The sequence below is a fragment of the Bacteroides sp. 11BF genome (assembly GCF_019633765.1).
Lineage (GTDB): Bacteria > Bacteroidota > Bacteroidia > Bacteroidales > Bacteroidaceae > Bacteroides > Bacteroides hominis.
In genome coordinates, this window is sequence record NZ_JAFKPJ010000003.1 from 16,153 (window position 1) to 30,994 (window position 14,842).

Genomic DNA, 14,842 nt, shown 5'->3' on the forward strand with positions numbered 1-14,842 from the left:
TTACTTACGGAATAGATGTTTAAATTGGTGTGAGTACAGGCGTGATAATCCTTCACGGTTGTCGATGGCGTCGCCTACGACAATCATGGTGGTCAGTGTCAGGTTGTTCTCCTTTACGATTTGTGCCAGATCCTTCAGCTCGCCACGATAGATGCGTTCGTCTTTCCACGTCAGATGATAACAAGCGGCAACGGGGGTAGTGGGAGGATAATGTTCAAGTAATTCCTGTTGAACCTGATCGATCACACCCGCACTGAGGAAGATGCACATGGTGCTTTGCGAACGTGCCAGCAGGTTGAGTTTCTCTTTCTCGGGCATGGGCGTGCGTCCTTCGCCTCGGGTGAGGATGATGGTTTGTACTTTCTCGGGGATGGTGAACTGTGATTGTAAGGCCGCGGCCGCGGCCTGGAATGACGAGATGCCCGGAGTGATGTGATAATGCATGCCGTATCGGTCGAAGAAGTTCATCTGTTCCTGGATAGCACCATAGATGCAGGGATCGCCCGTATGCAGGCGGACTACCAGCTGTCCGCGGTCGTAAAACTCTTTCATCAGGGCAAACTGTTCTTCAAGAGTCATGGACGCCGAACTGCGTATGGTGGCTCCGGCTTTGGCACATTCGGTCAGTTCGCGCGGGACGAGGCTGCCGGCATAGAGAATCAGGTCGGCTTCTTCAAGGAAACGGCGTCCGCGTACTGAAATCAGTTCGGGATCGCCGGGACCGGCTCCCACAATTTCGATGTGCCCTTGGCGTACGGCTGCGCTGTCCAGGGCGATGGCAACGGTAAAGTTCTCACATTTCTGCTTCGGCAGAATCAGCGGGCCGCCTCCGGCTGTCAGCAAGGCTGAGGCTTCGGATACGCTGGGCGTACCCATGTATTTATCGACTACCTCGCTTGGGGTAGGTACATCTACCTGGCTGAGTTGGCTGGCTGTGTACAAGTGCAGTTCATAAGCATCGGCAAGCAGTTTCAGTACTTCTTCATGCTTTTTCTCTTCAATGGAGGAGATGGTCCGAATGGCGGCAGGTATGATGTTTGCCTCCAGTAATGTGTTCATCAGGCGGGTGATGACGGCATTCTTCGGGCCGGCGTTGCGTGCCAGTCCCATACCCATGTGCAGCACTTTGGGTACATAGTAGAGTGCTTGCATGCCGGAAGTTTCATACAAATAAGGAGTGATGAGCAGCAACAGGCGGTATTTGCCGGTATCTATGTCCTTGAAGTTATAGAACACATCTACGTGTGACGGCAAGGTGTGTTCCAGTTGGGCAGTGCCTTCGTCACGAATATCGAGTAACAGGGCAGTCGGTGCACAGTCGACGAAAAGGGAGATCAGGTGGTTCATGTCGCTGTTTTCGCTGGGGATTGCCTGCCAGTCGTATTTCTTTCCGAGGGTGTCGAGTGCCCAGAGTCCGGTGCGGTCGCTACGGGTGGTGATGACAGGTTCGGCACCCAGAATGCCTGCCACATATTGGGTGAGTCCGTTGGCACCGCCGACGTGTCCGGAGAGTACGGAAATGACGTAGCGTCCCGTACTGTCTACGCATAGCACGGCGGGATCTGTCTTCTTATCTTCAATGCAGGGAGCGATGGCACGCACACAAATGCCCATCGCCCCGATAAAGATAAGTGCGTCGGAGTCGCGGAACAGTTGTGGAACTGCCTCCTGAAGGGCCGGGATATGCCGGCAGTCGGCATTTGCGATGGTAGAGAAAATTTCAGATTCAGGTAGTTCCTGCTTGAGGGTTTTCGCCATGGATATGCTGGCTTCTGATATTACGATAATAGCTGTTTTCATTGTTGTTCGGCTTTGAGTATTTCAATGGGGTTGTATTCATTGACGGCAATTCTTGTTCCGCTGAGGAGCCGGAGTCCGGCTTCTCTTATCCCTTCGATAAAGAGCGACTTGCTTTCTTCGGATACGGAGTTGAAGACAATGCATCCTCCCGGAAGGAGGTAATGGGAGATGCGTGCAATCATCTCCTTCAGATGTCCGCCATGCCCGCCGATAAAGACGGCATCGGGGTGGGAAATGGTGTCGAGGTCGGCTTCAAGGAAATCACCAATGAGGATGGTGATGCCCGGAGTGCCGAAACGCCGGCTGTTGACCTCCATCAGTCTTTGTCCTTCGGGACGGATCTCAAAGGAGGTAACGTGCAGGTGCGGGAATTGCAGTTTGGCTTCGATGGATACGGAGCCGGTACAGAAACCGACATCCCAGAAAGAGACGCGGCGATTCAGTTCCAGCGTACTGAGTGTAAGCAGACGGATGGGAGCTTTGGTGATCATCCTGGTGCGCCCGTCCAGCAGTTCGAACTCTTCATCGGGGATTCCGAGTGGAGGGAGACTTATACGCGCTCCGGGGTGGGTGGGAGTATAGGTGTCGGGGTACTGATGGACAATCAGGCAGTTGGGATATTCAAAGGTCAGTTCTGCCGCCTCTTGAAGTTCCAGCCGGCGGATACGTTCCCGTTCCGGGTTGCCCAGATGTTCGCCGACGTACATCGTATAATGAGTGTAGCCATAGTCCAACATACGTCGGGCTATAGCGGCAGGGGTGTGTTCCCTGTCGGTGAGAATGCCCATTTTCGGTGTGCGTTCTATCAGTGCCCGGTCAAATTCATGCCAGGGACGCCCTGTGAGGGATACGGTGCGCATGTCGTCATAAGGCATGACTAATCGGTGAGCCAGTGTTTGCAGGGAGTTGAAGGTAGGATAAAGTTGTATCCTCGCCTCGGGCAAACGCCGGCGGATGGTATTGGCGAATCCGAAAAAGAGCGGGTCGCCCGAAGCGAAGACAACAATGTGGTCGTAGGCCTCGTAACGGGCAAATACCGCGTCGAGAGGGACAGTGATATCGATCCATTCCGCCCCTTCGGGAAGGAAGGCGGAGATGATGTCATGGTGACGCAAGCCCCCTGAAAAGACCTTACCCTCGCGTATCAGTACCTGTATCGAGGGTGGGAGATAAGGAGCAGGGCTGTCGTCCAGACCGATGACAATGAATTGGGTGGGATGATGGTGATCTGTCATGTCTTTAAGTTTCTAATGGGTTTTCTCTCCTTTTAAACGTCTCTTCCTGGTCTTAATTGTTCGGCATCCGGATAACAGAGGATAGCGTTGACCAGTGTGGCTGCCAGGTTACTGCCTCCTTTACGGCCTTCTACAATCAGTTTGGGGATGTGAACGAAGGGTTTGGTCATGTGCTTGGACTCCTGTACGTGGACAAAACCTACGGGAGCGGCAACGATGCCGGACGGCTGCGCTTTTTCTTTGCGGATCAGGTCGCACAGTTCCATGAGTGCCGTGGGAGCATTGCCAAATACGAATAGAGCGTCCGGGTGTTCTTCTACGGCCAGGCGGATACCGGCTTGTGTGCGGGTGATGCCTTTAGAGGCAGCCATTTCTGCTACCCTTTCATCATTCAGGTAACATTTTACCTCGACACCCAGACGTTGCAAGGCACCTTTGCGAATGCCGGATGCAGCCATGGTCACATCTGTGACAATCGTTTTCAATTTTCCCTCACCGATGGCATGATAAAGTGAAGCCACTGCACCGGGGTCGGTGTAGAGTAGTTTTTCCATATCAAAGTCCGCCGTTGTGTGGATGGCATGGAGCAAAGCCCATTTATGGTCGAGCGGGATGTTTTTGTTTTTCAATTCTCCATCGATGGTACGGAAACTGCGTATCATAATATCCTGTCCGATGCCGGTTGCGTCTTCTTTTGTCTCACGATAATACCCGCGGGGAGTAATCATCGTTTCACCGAAAGAGTAGGTTTGCGAATTACCAATGATGATGACCGTGAACATGTCTACTTCTTCCGGATCGAATGCGGAAAGAGTCGTTACGTGTATTTCTTGTTCATCTCTGCCTGCCTGGCGGACATATCCCACCGGAGTCTCCGGCGAGCGCCCTTCCTGCAGAAACAATTCCCGGAGGCGGTATAGCTGCCAGTAGCGTCCTTCGCTTTTGGGGTTGTAGACGGCAGTTACAAAATCGGCTTGTGCGGCGGCGATGATACGGCGTTCGATGCGTTCCCACGGAGTCATCAGGTCGGAGAGGGAGATGACGCAGAAATCGTGTCCTACCGGAGCACCCAGCAGGGAGGCAGCTTTTTGGAAAGCACTGATTCCGGGCAAGGCGATGATTTCCACATCGCTCTGTCGTTCGCGTTTCATTTCATATATCAAGGGAGTCATGCCATAGATACCTGCATCGCCCGAACTGATGACGCAGACTGTTTTGCCTTGTTCGGCGTATTCGAAAGCTTGTTCGGCACGAACCCGTTCGCGCTTCATTCCGGTGTCGATACATTCGGCATCCGGACGGACAAAGTCACGGATAAAACGAAAATAATACTTGTATCCCACCACTACGTCTGCTTCACTCACGGCAGCGAGTACCGCAGGGGTAATATCTTGTTCACTTCCCGGCCCGATGCCGGCTACGATTATCTTGGGTTGTTTCATAATTTATCGGTTTTGAGTATTATTCACCACAGAGGACACAGAGGGCACAGAGTTTTAATCTCTTGTTTATATGGATGTTTAAGAGAAAGATATTCTCTGCGTCCTCTGTGTCCTCTGTGGTGAACCTGATTCATTTCCTATTCCTGATTTAGAAAAACTATGTAGCAAAGATACGGATTAATCCGTTTTTAGCCTTTTATTCGGGAACATAAATGATTTCTCCGTTATCCAGTTCGTAGGCTACACCTACTTTCCTGCCCCGCTTGCCGGACGATTCTTTTTGTTCGGAAGGAGTGTATCGTTTAATCTCTTTGCCTTCTTTGGTAATGATTTCCATGTTTTCCTTTCCGGGATTCTTTACCATGGTATAATCTTCCTTTGAGAAGATCTCGGTCATATTGAATCGGCTGACGAGTGCTACCATCAGTGCCACGGCAAATACCATTGCTACATCAAATAAGTTAGCTACCGTTCCCATCGGGTCGGTATCATTCTGGCTGTGCAGGAGTCTGTTTCGCATTATAAAGGGTTTTACTTATAAACTCGAGATCGTTCATTTCGCGGGCATACCAACGTTGACGGATTTGTAGGGTAATCACGCCAATGGCGGCTATTACCATGCCTACAACCGTGGTTGCAAAGGCTACCTGCATGTTGTAGGCCATCGAGGCAATGTCTCCTGTAGCCAGGCCGACAAGTGCAGGCCCCATGGGAATCAAGGTTCCCATTAATCCAAGCATCGGGCCTAATTTGACAAAGGTACGCGACCGGCCTAATTCCTGTTCTGCATCTACCTCAAAATTGGCAAGCAGACGTTCGCAATAGGCTGTATTCTCCCGGTGGGAGTATAGCTTGACGAGGCATTGTTGCAGAAGAGTGTTGTTATCTCCCACAAGAAGTCCTATCTTTTCTCCGGCGTTTTCGGGAGTTAACTCTTCCAATTGCCGGGCAAAGTTCTTCTGGGTATTTATTCTACGGTAGAATTCTCCAAAAAAGCCCCCTGCCAGCAGGATTGCTCTTGCAAAAAACAGCAATAGCAAAACTACCACCGGAACGAGTAATCCGTTGGATATCCAGAATAGTGTATTTGATATTGTTTCCATTAATTATATTTGTTATTTAGTTATTTCCTGTGACAATGATACTCAACAATACAACAAACAAACTGGTGATGAAGAGCATCTCAAGCCGGAGTCTTGTCTCTCCCAATATACTTTTCAGTAGTAAACTGATGATGGGTATCAGTATGAAAACCGATACTGAACATACGACAGTGATAAGCCTGAAACTGATTCCCGGAAAGGTAAAAAACAGTTGGGGCAACAGATAGGCGAGAACAACTGCCATAAGTAGACCGGGATATAGATTCAATATCCGGCTGACTGTCTTCCGGAAGAGAGTCGGGTGTGGTAAAACTTTAGCGAAACAGTTGAAGCAGAAGGCAATCATTACGGAGGACTCAAGTGTGATGTACACAGAAAAGGTCAGCATCCGGGAGCGGGAAGCAAACAGGGAGGCTATCTCCGTAGCTGATTGCTCCGTAGCCCACTCGCCTATGGCAAGTAGGAAAACTGCACAGCCAATACCTGCCAGCCAGACTCCCCATCGTGGATAGAATCCTATCTTCAGGATGAAATTCAGGACAATGAAGCCCATCAGCAGATGAATGACAGATTCCATGATTACTTCTTCCTTTTTAATAGAAATATCACTCCGGCAAAGATAATAAGAACAATTCCCCCTGTCAGTATACCATTGACGACATTCTTTTCCCGGCTTTCGGCTTGGGTCAGTTTCTCCTCTTTCAGTACGATGTTCTTTCCGTCTGTACCGGTTCCCTGAAGAATGTCCTGCATAACTTCCCGGTAGCTTCCGGCTTCGGATGGCGTCAACTTATTCTCTATAAATTGTTGGAGTTTCCGGTTGTCACAGACAAATTCCGTACAGGCTGCTCCTGCTTCACGGGTGATTTCCGCATGGAGCTGTGCGGTTGTTCTCAGTTGTTCGTCATCTGCTTTCCAGTAACCTTTGCGGGCACTTTCGAGCATGACCGCAGTCATTGCCTGATAGGAAGCGGGGTTTACCTGTTGGAAATAATTTCGGATTCCCAGATGGTTCTCGTCAAGGATATACATCTTGTACAGGTCATTGAAAATCTCCTTGTCTATAGCCGAAGGGCGGGTAGCGTGCCACCCGAAGATGTTACGGAATATCTCACCGAACATTTGGGCCGTGGTGGCACCGCCTTTCATTCGCTCTTTTATGAAAGTAGGATTTAAGATGGTAGCCCTTGCTTCTACGGCAATGGCTTCGTTGACGTTCTGTATCCGTTTGTTATTCCTGTTCCGATAGTCTGCCATCAGTGCATCGGGCTCTTTGCCGGTCAGTGTTTTTACTGTTAGCGAAAGGCCTCCCATAAATTCATATACATGGTCTAAGGAGAGTGGACCCCAAGTATTGCTTTGCCGGGGTTGTATCACTACGTCTGTTTCGGAGAGTGCCGAGGCAAAGAGGTCTTTTTGCATCTCTCCCCAGTTTTCTTCATCTCCGTAGGCTGCCCCCATATTGTTGAGATAGCCGTCTGCCAGTTCCGATTCATTATCCCATCGGTCACTCTTTTCCGTATAGGCCATCATGCCGGTGCTATATCCGCTATTGACAGGACCAAACACACGCATGACTGACATTTCACGTGCCTTCTTGGGGGAAACGCCTTTTTCAACCAGTAGCTTTTCTTGTAGGCGTGTGCCCGACGACACGTAGTTTGGGAATGATTCGCTATCGGCAGATGAAGCCAGTCGGATGGCATCGGTAAGCATGGTCAGCCGCGATCCCGCTATATCACGCAATTGACCTGATACTTGTACGACAACGTTGATCCTTGGACGTCCTAATTCTGCCGAAGGTACCAGGCGTAGGTCGACTACACGCCCCATTTTATCACGGATGGGTTCTACGCCGAGCATCCAGAATACTTGTGCCAGTGTAGCTCCTTCGGTAGTGATAAATTCACCTGCCCAAAAAGAATAACTTACTTTACGCGGATATTCTCCGTCGTGGTTCTCACGGTATGCCTTCAAGGTGGCTTCCGCCAATCGTTTCCCGTCTTCCCACGAAGCTACGTCGGGAGTAGTTTCCACATTGATGCTATACATATTTCTTCCGGTAGGTAGCACGTTAGGATTGAGAACAGGGTCTCCTCCCGGTGCAGGGAATACGGTTCCTCCACTGAGACCGCGCAGCATGGCAGACAGCTCGTTATCGGTGGAGGCTATCAGTTGCGAACGGTAACGAAGTGCGTCCCGAAGTTCAGGGGCAATGCTTGCGGTATCTTTGGGCGGATTCTGTAAAAGGGGAATCAGCCGTTGTTTGGCAACAGGTAGATAATGATGGGCTATGTAGCCGAAGTCTTGCAACTGTTCAGTAGTGATTTTCCCTTTATCACGGTCTTGCTTTGCCATTGAATAGGCCAGAGGGTCGGCACTGACGGCAAGAGTGGTAGTCAGTAAGTCTCTGGCCGAATAAGTTTCTCCCAATGTGTAGTAGGCCCCGATTGTCTTTTCATTGGCTATTTCTTCGGCAAAGAGATCGATCTGCTCCAGCTCTTCGTCTGTATAAGGTCGGCTGAGTGTGGAGTCGAGTTTGAGATCACGGTGCAGTCCAAGTTTAACCACTTCTTTTTTGATGCGTAATCCAGATATTCGGTTCTTTTCTGTTCCTTCGGCAAGTATCTTGTGAATGTCTTCCAGCAAAGACGCATATCGTTGGCGCATTCCGCTTTCTACATAAGGGGGAGTCAGATGGGTAACAAGTACGGCATGAGTACGGCGTTTGGCGATGATACCTTCGCCGACATTTCCGGTTGTATAATAGTAAAAGTGGGGTAAATCTCCCACTAATGCGTCTGCCCAGTCGTTATGCGAAAGAGCTACATTTTTTCCGGGGGTATACTCCAGATTTCCGTGAGTGCCGAAATGAATCAAGGCATCCGCCCGGAACTCCTTTTGTACATATAAATAAGGTGCCAGGTAACTGTGCGGTGGTGCTACAGGCATACCATGTACCAGTTTGAAATCGTCATCGCCCAGTGCCGGACGGGGTTGGGGGAAGAGAAGTACATTGCCGAAACGAAGACAAGCGATGGCAAGTTGCTCTTCGCCCTGTTCGTTCTTTCCGGTCAGCAAGTGGCCGGGGGCTTCGCCGTAACGTTCGGTTACTTCTTTGTATTTTTCTGCATCAATCACTTCGTGAGCCCATTTTTCATACTGCGTTTTGGTCAGCCAGACAGGATGTGCTGTCGACAGAAACTTTTCCTGGGCTCCTGCCGCATATGGCCCCATAACGGCTCCGTCCCGGTAAATCTGTTTGCCGAACTCTTCGACAGTGGGAGGGAGATTGCTGACATCATATCCTTCGGAGCGCAGCTTTTTCAGGAAGTTATAGAGAGAGGGGATTACTTCCATGCCACTGGCAAGCAGTGCGTCTTTGCCCGGTGTCTTGAAATAGCAGATAGCAATTCGTTTATCGCGGTTGGGCTTCGTACGCAGATCCAGATACTTGCGCAGGTGACTGATAAAGTTGTCAACCCTTTCCATTTCGGGTTCGTGAAGATAATAACCGCTTTCGTGAAGGTTTTGTGTAGCAATCAGTAGGGGAGTCATTCCTCCGTCTATTTCGGGAACAAGCACACGGGCTGTCAAGGTTCCTCCGCTGACGGGCTTCATCGGATCGAGCCACTCTTCCCGTGACTGGATCAGGGGGAAAGGGTTGAAAATCGGGATGTTTTCTGTATGTAACCAGTTTATCAGCGAATCGTTGCCTAATCTACCCATGGGTAGGTATACCATTGCATCCGGATGGAGGTTACGCAGCATTTCGGTACGTTTATCTTTGCCTGCAATGGGATAAACATTAAATCCGGCTTGTGTCATTCGTGATATTAAGGTATCCACATGGGCACGGTTTCCTTCCATCGGGAAACTGATACCTGAGATAAATGCGATTTTGCGTCCCCCTTCGTGGTAGATTCCCTTTTGTCGCAAATATTGTTCCAAGTCTTCGGGAGTGTTGAAGTATTTGCCATATTCCTGATGGTAGAAAAGATTGTTCGGTAAACGCAGAGGGGCGTCAAACGCTTCTGTACTCCAACGTGAAGGAGTGGCAATCCGGCGAAGGTAACGTAATCCGTTCCGGTAATTCTGACGACAGGCATCGCCAAAATAACGGAGCAACATCGCTTCTTCGTCGGAGGTAATGTTACGGTTAATGACAGTATTGAAGTTGCGTAGCGAGACTGTGAAAACAGGAACACCGGCAGAAGCAGTACGTTCTATCTCCTTTGTTTGGCTGTCGGTCAGGTTGAGGCTCCGCCCATAGAGCACAACAGCGTCATAACCTTTGAGTGATTTCAGATCTTCGGTTTGTATGCAAGTGACCTGAATGTGACGGCTGTCATTGTTCAGTACAATGTCGGCTGCCTGTGCGGGCAACGGATTTACGATCAGAATCTGTGTCGGAGCCATCCAGTGCAGATAACCGATAGTAAAGGCAATAGCCAGAAGCAGTATGCTTCCGGCTATATACAGTGTTTTCTTATGGTGAAAGAAGGTCAGTACTTTCATTTTATCTTTTTATTTTCTTTCTGCATTTACGTTCGATGTACCTCACTCCGAGCACTACACCACTCAGCGAACAGACAGTACCGCCCAGCAATAGTACCCAAAGAACGGTTTTACGGAGTGTAGGCGAAGAGTTCAGCCCCTGTATGCGTAAGCGGTGCAGGGCAGTGTACATCCAGTATTTCCAACGGGCCGTATCGTTCACATATCGTACGGTGGCCGTTTCCGGATGGATGTAGTAACAACTCTTGTCTGCGTCGCCGACAGTGACTTTCCAGACGGGCAACAGACTGCGGTCACGGTACATCCGACTCATATCCCTGTAGTAGGTTTCAAATTCGTTGATCAGTGTTACATGTAGCCGGGCACTGTCACCATGTATGGCTCTCACGGCATCCGTTATCTGCTTTTCGTCCAGTTTCAGCGGGCGCGACAGGGAGTCCGATGCATCGATATATAGATCTCCTTCACTTCGTTTTACTATATAGTAAGGTTGCGAGCGGAAATTACTCCATTCTATCTGGCGTACGTCGGGATATTCGGTTAATATCCGGCGGTAATCCAGCACATACTGCTCTAACCTCGGTGCTCCTTTCTTTATTTCGCGTGTGGGATTTTTATCCAATACCGGTTTGCTGATCCAGGACGGAACTTCTGCCAGCGACATCATTCCGCTGAAACAGAATGTCAGCACGAAGAGACCGAAAACGATTCCCGTCACATAATGCCAGTGATACCACTTTTTGCGATAGGGCGAGAAACCTTTTCCCTGTTTGCGTGAGCGGCGCCAGATGTCGATACCTACCCACAGTCCTGCAATCGTCATCAGGCAGCCAATGCCCGACAGCCAGATCACCGTGACGCTCCATAAAGCGGCATCTTGCCGGAGCCAGGTGAAGTAAACCCAATGTGGAATAGCCCCCAGCCATGCCCAGAAACGTTCGTTACGGGTGGTGAACTGCAATACTTCTCCACTTTGTGAGCCGATGTATAACTGGTGTCTCTCCGCATCGGCAAAATGGAACTTATAAATGGGAAACTCCTTCTTCAGGCTACCGAACGGAATCCATTGGTCGAGCCGGTTCAGCGTATCTATCCGCTCCACCGGCGCACTGCACCATAGGGACGCTGTCCGGCGGATACGGGATCCGTCTACAGATGGTAGTACCTGAGCAGAGTCAGCGGGCAGATTATGTTCACCTTTGTCCGTGCGGATGTGGAAGACGGTCTGTCCGAGGTATCGGTCTATCTGGATTCCTTTCACTTTTTCACCTTCGGGCAGTCGGGAAGTGATTTCGCCGACAGAAGGCAGTGAAGGAGACAGGGGTTCCAGTTTCTCTAATTTTTCAGCTTGAGATGCACGTGGAAATCCGTGGTACATCATGACAAAAGCTGACAGGAACCAAACTAAAAACAGGATACTGAGCAGTGTGCCCAGTACCCTGTGAATGGTATACATCAATTTCGTGATCATCATTATAAAGTATAAGACGCAGAAAGCATGAAATTACGTGGCATGCTTGGTATCAATTGATTGCCAAGTGCCTGGTTGCAGTATTCCTTGTTGAACAGATTGTTGACATTGACTCCCAGACGCACATTGCTCTTTAATGTATAAGAGAGACCGAGGTCGGTCAGCCAGTAAGCATCGAACGAACTTGTATTGTCCGAGTTGCGGTACACTTTGTCCTGGAAACTGGTAGAGAGATTCACTCCCAAACCTTTCAGCATACCTTTTGAAACCGTATAGGCACCGAAAGCGTAGAAAGTATTTTTAGGGATATAAGCATACTGCTTGCCTTCGCTTGCGTTTGTCTGCATATAAGGGTTGTTGGCCAGGTCACGCACTTTGGCGTCGGTGTATCCGTATCCGGCACTCATAGACAGGTTGTAAATAGGACTCCAGGTAATATCAATATCGAATCCTTTGGAATCCATTCTACCCACTTGCCCTACAACTTTTTTGTCCAGTTCTACACCATTGGCAATGTCTCCTTTGTTTGCAAGAGTCTGGCGGATATTATCTTTATTAATATAGAACAAGCTTACGTTAGCCTGCAACGTACGTGTGATCTCGTATCGTGCTCCCACTTCTACCTGGAAACCTTTCTCCGGCTTGAATACCTCTTTACCATTTATCGGAATAAACTCTTTACCATCTTTATCAATGTAAATGGTATTAGCGTCATAAAATGCGCGGATAGGTTTGAAGTAAGTACCGTATGAACTATAAATGGACATTTTGTCAATAGGCAGATACACCAATCCGGCACGAAACGTGAAGGCACCGTTGGTGATTTTGTTATATGCATCGTCATCCGGTTTGTCATAATGGCGTCCTCCGTCGCTGGTGTTCAGGTTGGCGGTCTTGTACATGAACAGGTCATAACGTCCTGCCAGCATCATTTTCAGTTTATCACTGAACTCCACCAGGTCTTGCAGGTAAAATCCGTGGGTGAATGTTTTCTGTGCGGTGACAAATCTGAAAGGCGCTTCCATCCAGCCAATGCTGTGTGGATTATATACCGAACCGTGTCCTGTGGTTCCGGGGCCGGTGGCTCCGGTACTTCCGCCACCATAAGCCATGTAAGAGTCACGCATCAGGGATACAAAAGAGTAACCGCCCAGATAGTTGTGCACAACGTCTCCGGTATAGAACTTACCGCTTGCTTCCAGTTGGTTGTTCACAGTTTTAGCGATATGTGAGAAGCGTAGCGGATAGCTGTAATAGATGGAATCCAGACAGATATACTTTTTGGTGTCGTTACCTTGCTTGTCTTTGGTTATGTAATAATGATCATAGATAGGGCTGTCACTTGTCAGATAGTCCAATGACTCAGTACCGAAGTAATCAATATCGTCATAAGTATAAGAGAGTTTGTCCATCAGCTTGAACGCTTCGCTGAAGGTGTGTTTATACATGGCGGATACGTTGAAACCACGGTTGTACATAAAGTCCGATTCACTGTTGTAGCGGGCTTTTTTGTTCAGTCCGGGCAGGGCATCTCCTTTGCTCAGGTATGTGCTGCCGTCTGTGGCTGAGAGTATATCATAAGACATTGTGGGAGGTAAACCGATCTCGGTCGGATAGAAATCGCGGTTGGCGCCGATACGGATGTCCAGTTCGTCGCTTTCAGTCAGATGTCCGCCAAGGGACAGGTATCCGGAAAGACGTTTGGTAGCATTACTTCTCCATCCTTCCTGATCTTGCCAGTTGACGCTTGCACGATAGTTTAGGGGACCTACCAGTTTGCCGCCTAACGCCATTGTAGCCTGTTTGTTATAGTAACTGCCATAAGCGAGACGTGCGTATACGCTTTGTTTGCTTACGGGAGCTTTACGGACAATGTTGAGAACACCACCTACGGCGGACTGTCCGTAAAGTACCGAAGCCGGACCTTTCAGCAATTCGATACTTTCAACGGAAGACAGGTCCATAAACGGATAGGAATTGTCGATGGATGAACGTTCGTCACGCACTCCGTCCACCATAATCACGGAATTATCGAACCCGCGGATGGAGAACTGCGTAAAGGCTCCGTAGGAGGTGCGGAAGCGTACACCTGGGAGGAAACGGGCAGCTTCCTGTATGTCCCGGATGTTTCGTTTCTCAAGCATTCCGGAAGTGATTGAATTGGTTGAAATAGGAATGAACTTGGCGGGAACATCCAGTTTCAGGGCATCGGTCTTTCGTCTGTAGTTGGTTGCCACTACTACTTCGTTGATTGAGAATATAGAATCATTGAAGTTGGTATATTTTTTGTTTTGCAGCTGTGCCTGCGAGGGGAGCAATAGTGCACTGCCTATTGCCATTAATATTACTCTTTTCATTCGTCTTTTTCTTTTGCATATTTAGCTTTTTTCTTCATAATGTCCACCATTTTGTGCTTCAGCATAAACCGGGCATGGTCGATAAATAGTTGTTGGATAGCGGGTATTTCACCCAATCCCTGCATACGTACATCTACTTTCAAGCCTTCCTTTTCAAGAGCTTCTTTCCAGTCGACAGCAATGTCGTTGTTGGCATGGTCACCTGCTACAAACATAAAGGGAACCAACGTCACTTGCTTGGTTTTGTTATCCTTCAGTTGCTGAAGCATGGTGTCGAATGTAGGGTAACCTTCGATGGTACCTACATGAAAGTTTTTCAATCCTTTGGCTTTCAGCATATAGTCGATCATGGCATAAGTAGCTGTACTTGGGGTATAAGTGCCATGTCCGACGAGGACCACACTGCCTTTTTCCGGCTTGCTGTTGCCCAGGATATCCACCACAGCCTCAGCGTCTTCTACCGAATAAAGAAGCGGGTTACCTACCCGGATCTCTTTAAAGAATGGCGCTACTGAGGCTACGTCACGTCTCAACGACTCCATCTCAACACCTTCTATAATGTTAGTACTCTGCACAATGACATGTGTATAGCCATCTCCGAGAAGTTTCAACAGTGCTTCCAGTGGACTGGGTTTCTCAATGCCGCGAGCTTTGAGGCGGCGCATGACAATACGTGAAGTATAAGCCTCGCGCATTTCCAGTTGCGGGAATGCTTCTTTGGCTTTGGCATTGATAGCATCGATGGTTTTGGTACGGGTGTCATCGTATGTAGTGCCGAAATGTACCATAAGAAGGGCGGCTTTATCGCCCGGTTGCATGGTGGCCAGCATATCGGAGGCCACGAAGTTTCCCCCTTCGTGCGCGGAGCAGAAGAGGGAAACTAACAAGAGTAAAGAGAGAATAGATGTTTTCATTG

General features: G+C 49.1%; 10 protein-coding genes. All 10 read right to left on the reverse strand.

Annotation, left to right across the window (positions count from 1 at the left end):
- Nucleotides 1-1,800 (reverse strand): precorrin-4 C(11)-methyltransferase, encoded by a 1,800-nt coding sequence (cobM, locus tag JZY04_RS03430; protein ID WP_122142163.1) that lies wholly within the window; start codon nt 1,798-1,800, stop codon nt 1-3.
- Nucleotides 1,797-3,035 carry a precorrin-6y C5,15-methyltransferase (decarboxylating) subunit CbiE gene (gene cbiE, locus JZY04_RS03435; protein WP_122142162.1) on the reverse strand — a complete coding sequence of 413 codons (1,239 nt, stop codon included), beginning with the start codon at nt 3,033-3,035 and terminating at the stop codon, nt 1,797-1,799. The genes cobM and cbiE overlap by 4 nt, the downstream gene beginning before the upstream one ends.
- 32 nt (nt 3,036-3,067) lie before the next feature.
- Nucleotides 3,068-4,477: a precorrin-3B C(17)-methyltransferase gene (cobJ, locus tag JZY04_RS03440; protein ID WP_044300196.1), complete on the reverse strand. Its 1,410-nt coding sequence runs from the start codon at nt 4,475-4,477 to the stop codon at nt 3,068-3,070.
- 196 nt (nt 4,478-4,673) lie between these two features.
- Nucleotides 4,674-4,997 carry a DUF2149 domain-containing protein gene (locus JZY04_RS03445; RefSeq protein WP_122142161.1) on the reverse strand — a complete coding sequence of 108 codons (324 nt, stop codon included), beginning with the start codon at nt 4,995-4,997 and terminating at the stop codon, nt 4,674-4,676.
- Nucleotides 4,966-5,580, reverse strand: a complete 615-nt coding sequence (locus tag JZY04_RS03450; RefSeq protein ID WP_122142160.1) for a MotA/TolQ/ExbB proton channel family protein — start codon at nt 5,578-5,580, stop codon at nt 4,966-4,968. Before JZY04_RS03450 ends, JZY04_RS03445 begins: the two co-directional genes overlap by 32 nt.
- Before the next feature lie 16 nt (nt 5,581-5,596).
- The gene (locus JZY04_RS03455; RefSeq protein ID WP_122142159.1) at nt 5,597-6,157 is read right to left on the reverse strand and encodes a hypothetical protein; all 561 of its coding nucleotides are present in this window, start codon (nt 6,155-6,157) and stop codon (nt 5,597-5,599) included.
- Nucleotides 6,158-6,159: 2 nt separating this feature from the next.
- Entirely contained in the window at nt 6,160-10,098 is a 3,939-nt protein-coding gene (locus JZY04_RS03460; protein WP_122142158.1) for a cobaltochelatase subunit CobN, read from the reverse strand.
- 1 nt (nt 10,099) lies between these two features.
- Complete coding sequence (locus JZY04_RS03465) at nt 10,100-11,572, reverse strand: PepSY-associated TM helix domain-containing protein (RefSeq protein WP_181996319.1); 1,473 nt, start codon at nt 11,570-11,572, stop codon at nt 10,100-10,102.
- Nucleotides 11,572-13,926 (reverse strand): TonB-dependent siderophore receptor, encoded by a 2,355-nt coding sequence (locus JZY04_RS03470; protein WP_220577416.1) that lies wholly within the window; start codon nt 13,924-13,926, stop codon nt 11,572-11,574. The genes JZY04_RS03465 and JZY04_RS03470 overlap by 1 nt, the downstream gene beginning before the upstream one ends.
- On the reverse strand, nt 13,923-14,840 hold the full coding sequence (locus JZY04_RS03475) for a sirohydrochlorin cobaltochelatase (protein WP_044300199.1): 918 nt from the start codon (nt 14,838-14,840) through the stop codon (nt 13,923-13,925). Before JZY04_RS03475 ends, JZY04_RS03470 begins: the two co-directional genes overlap by 4 nt.
- Between the last annotated feature and the right edge of the window lie 2 nt (nt 14,841-14,842).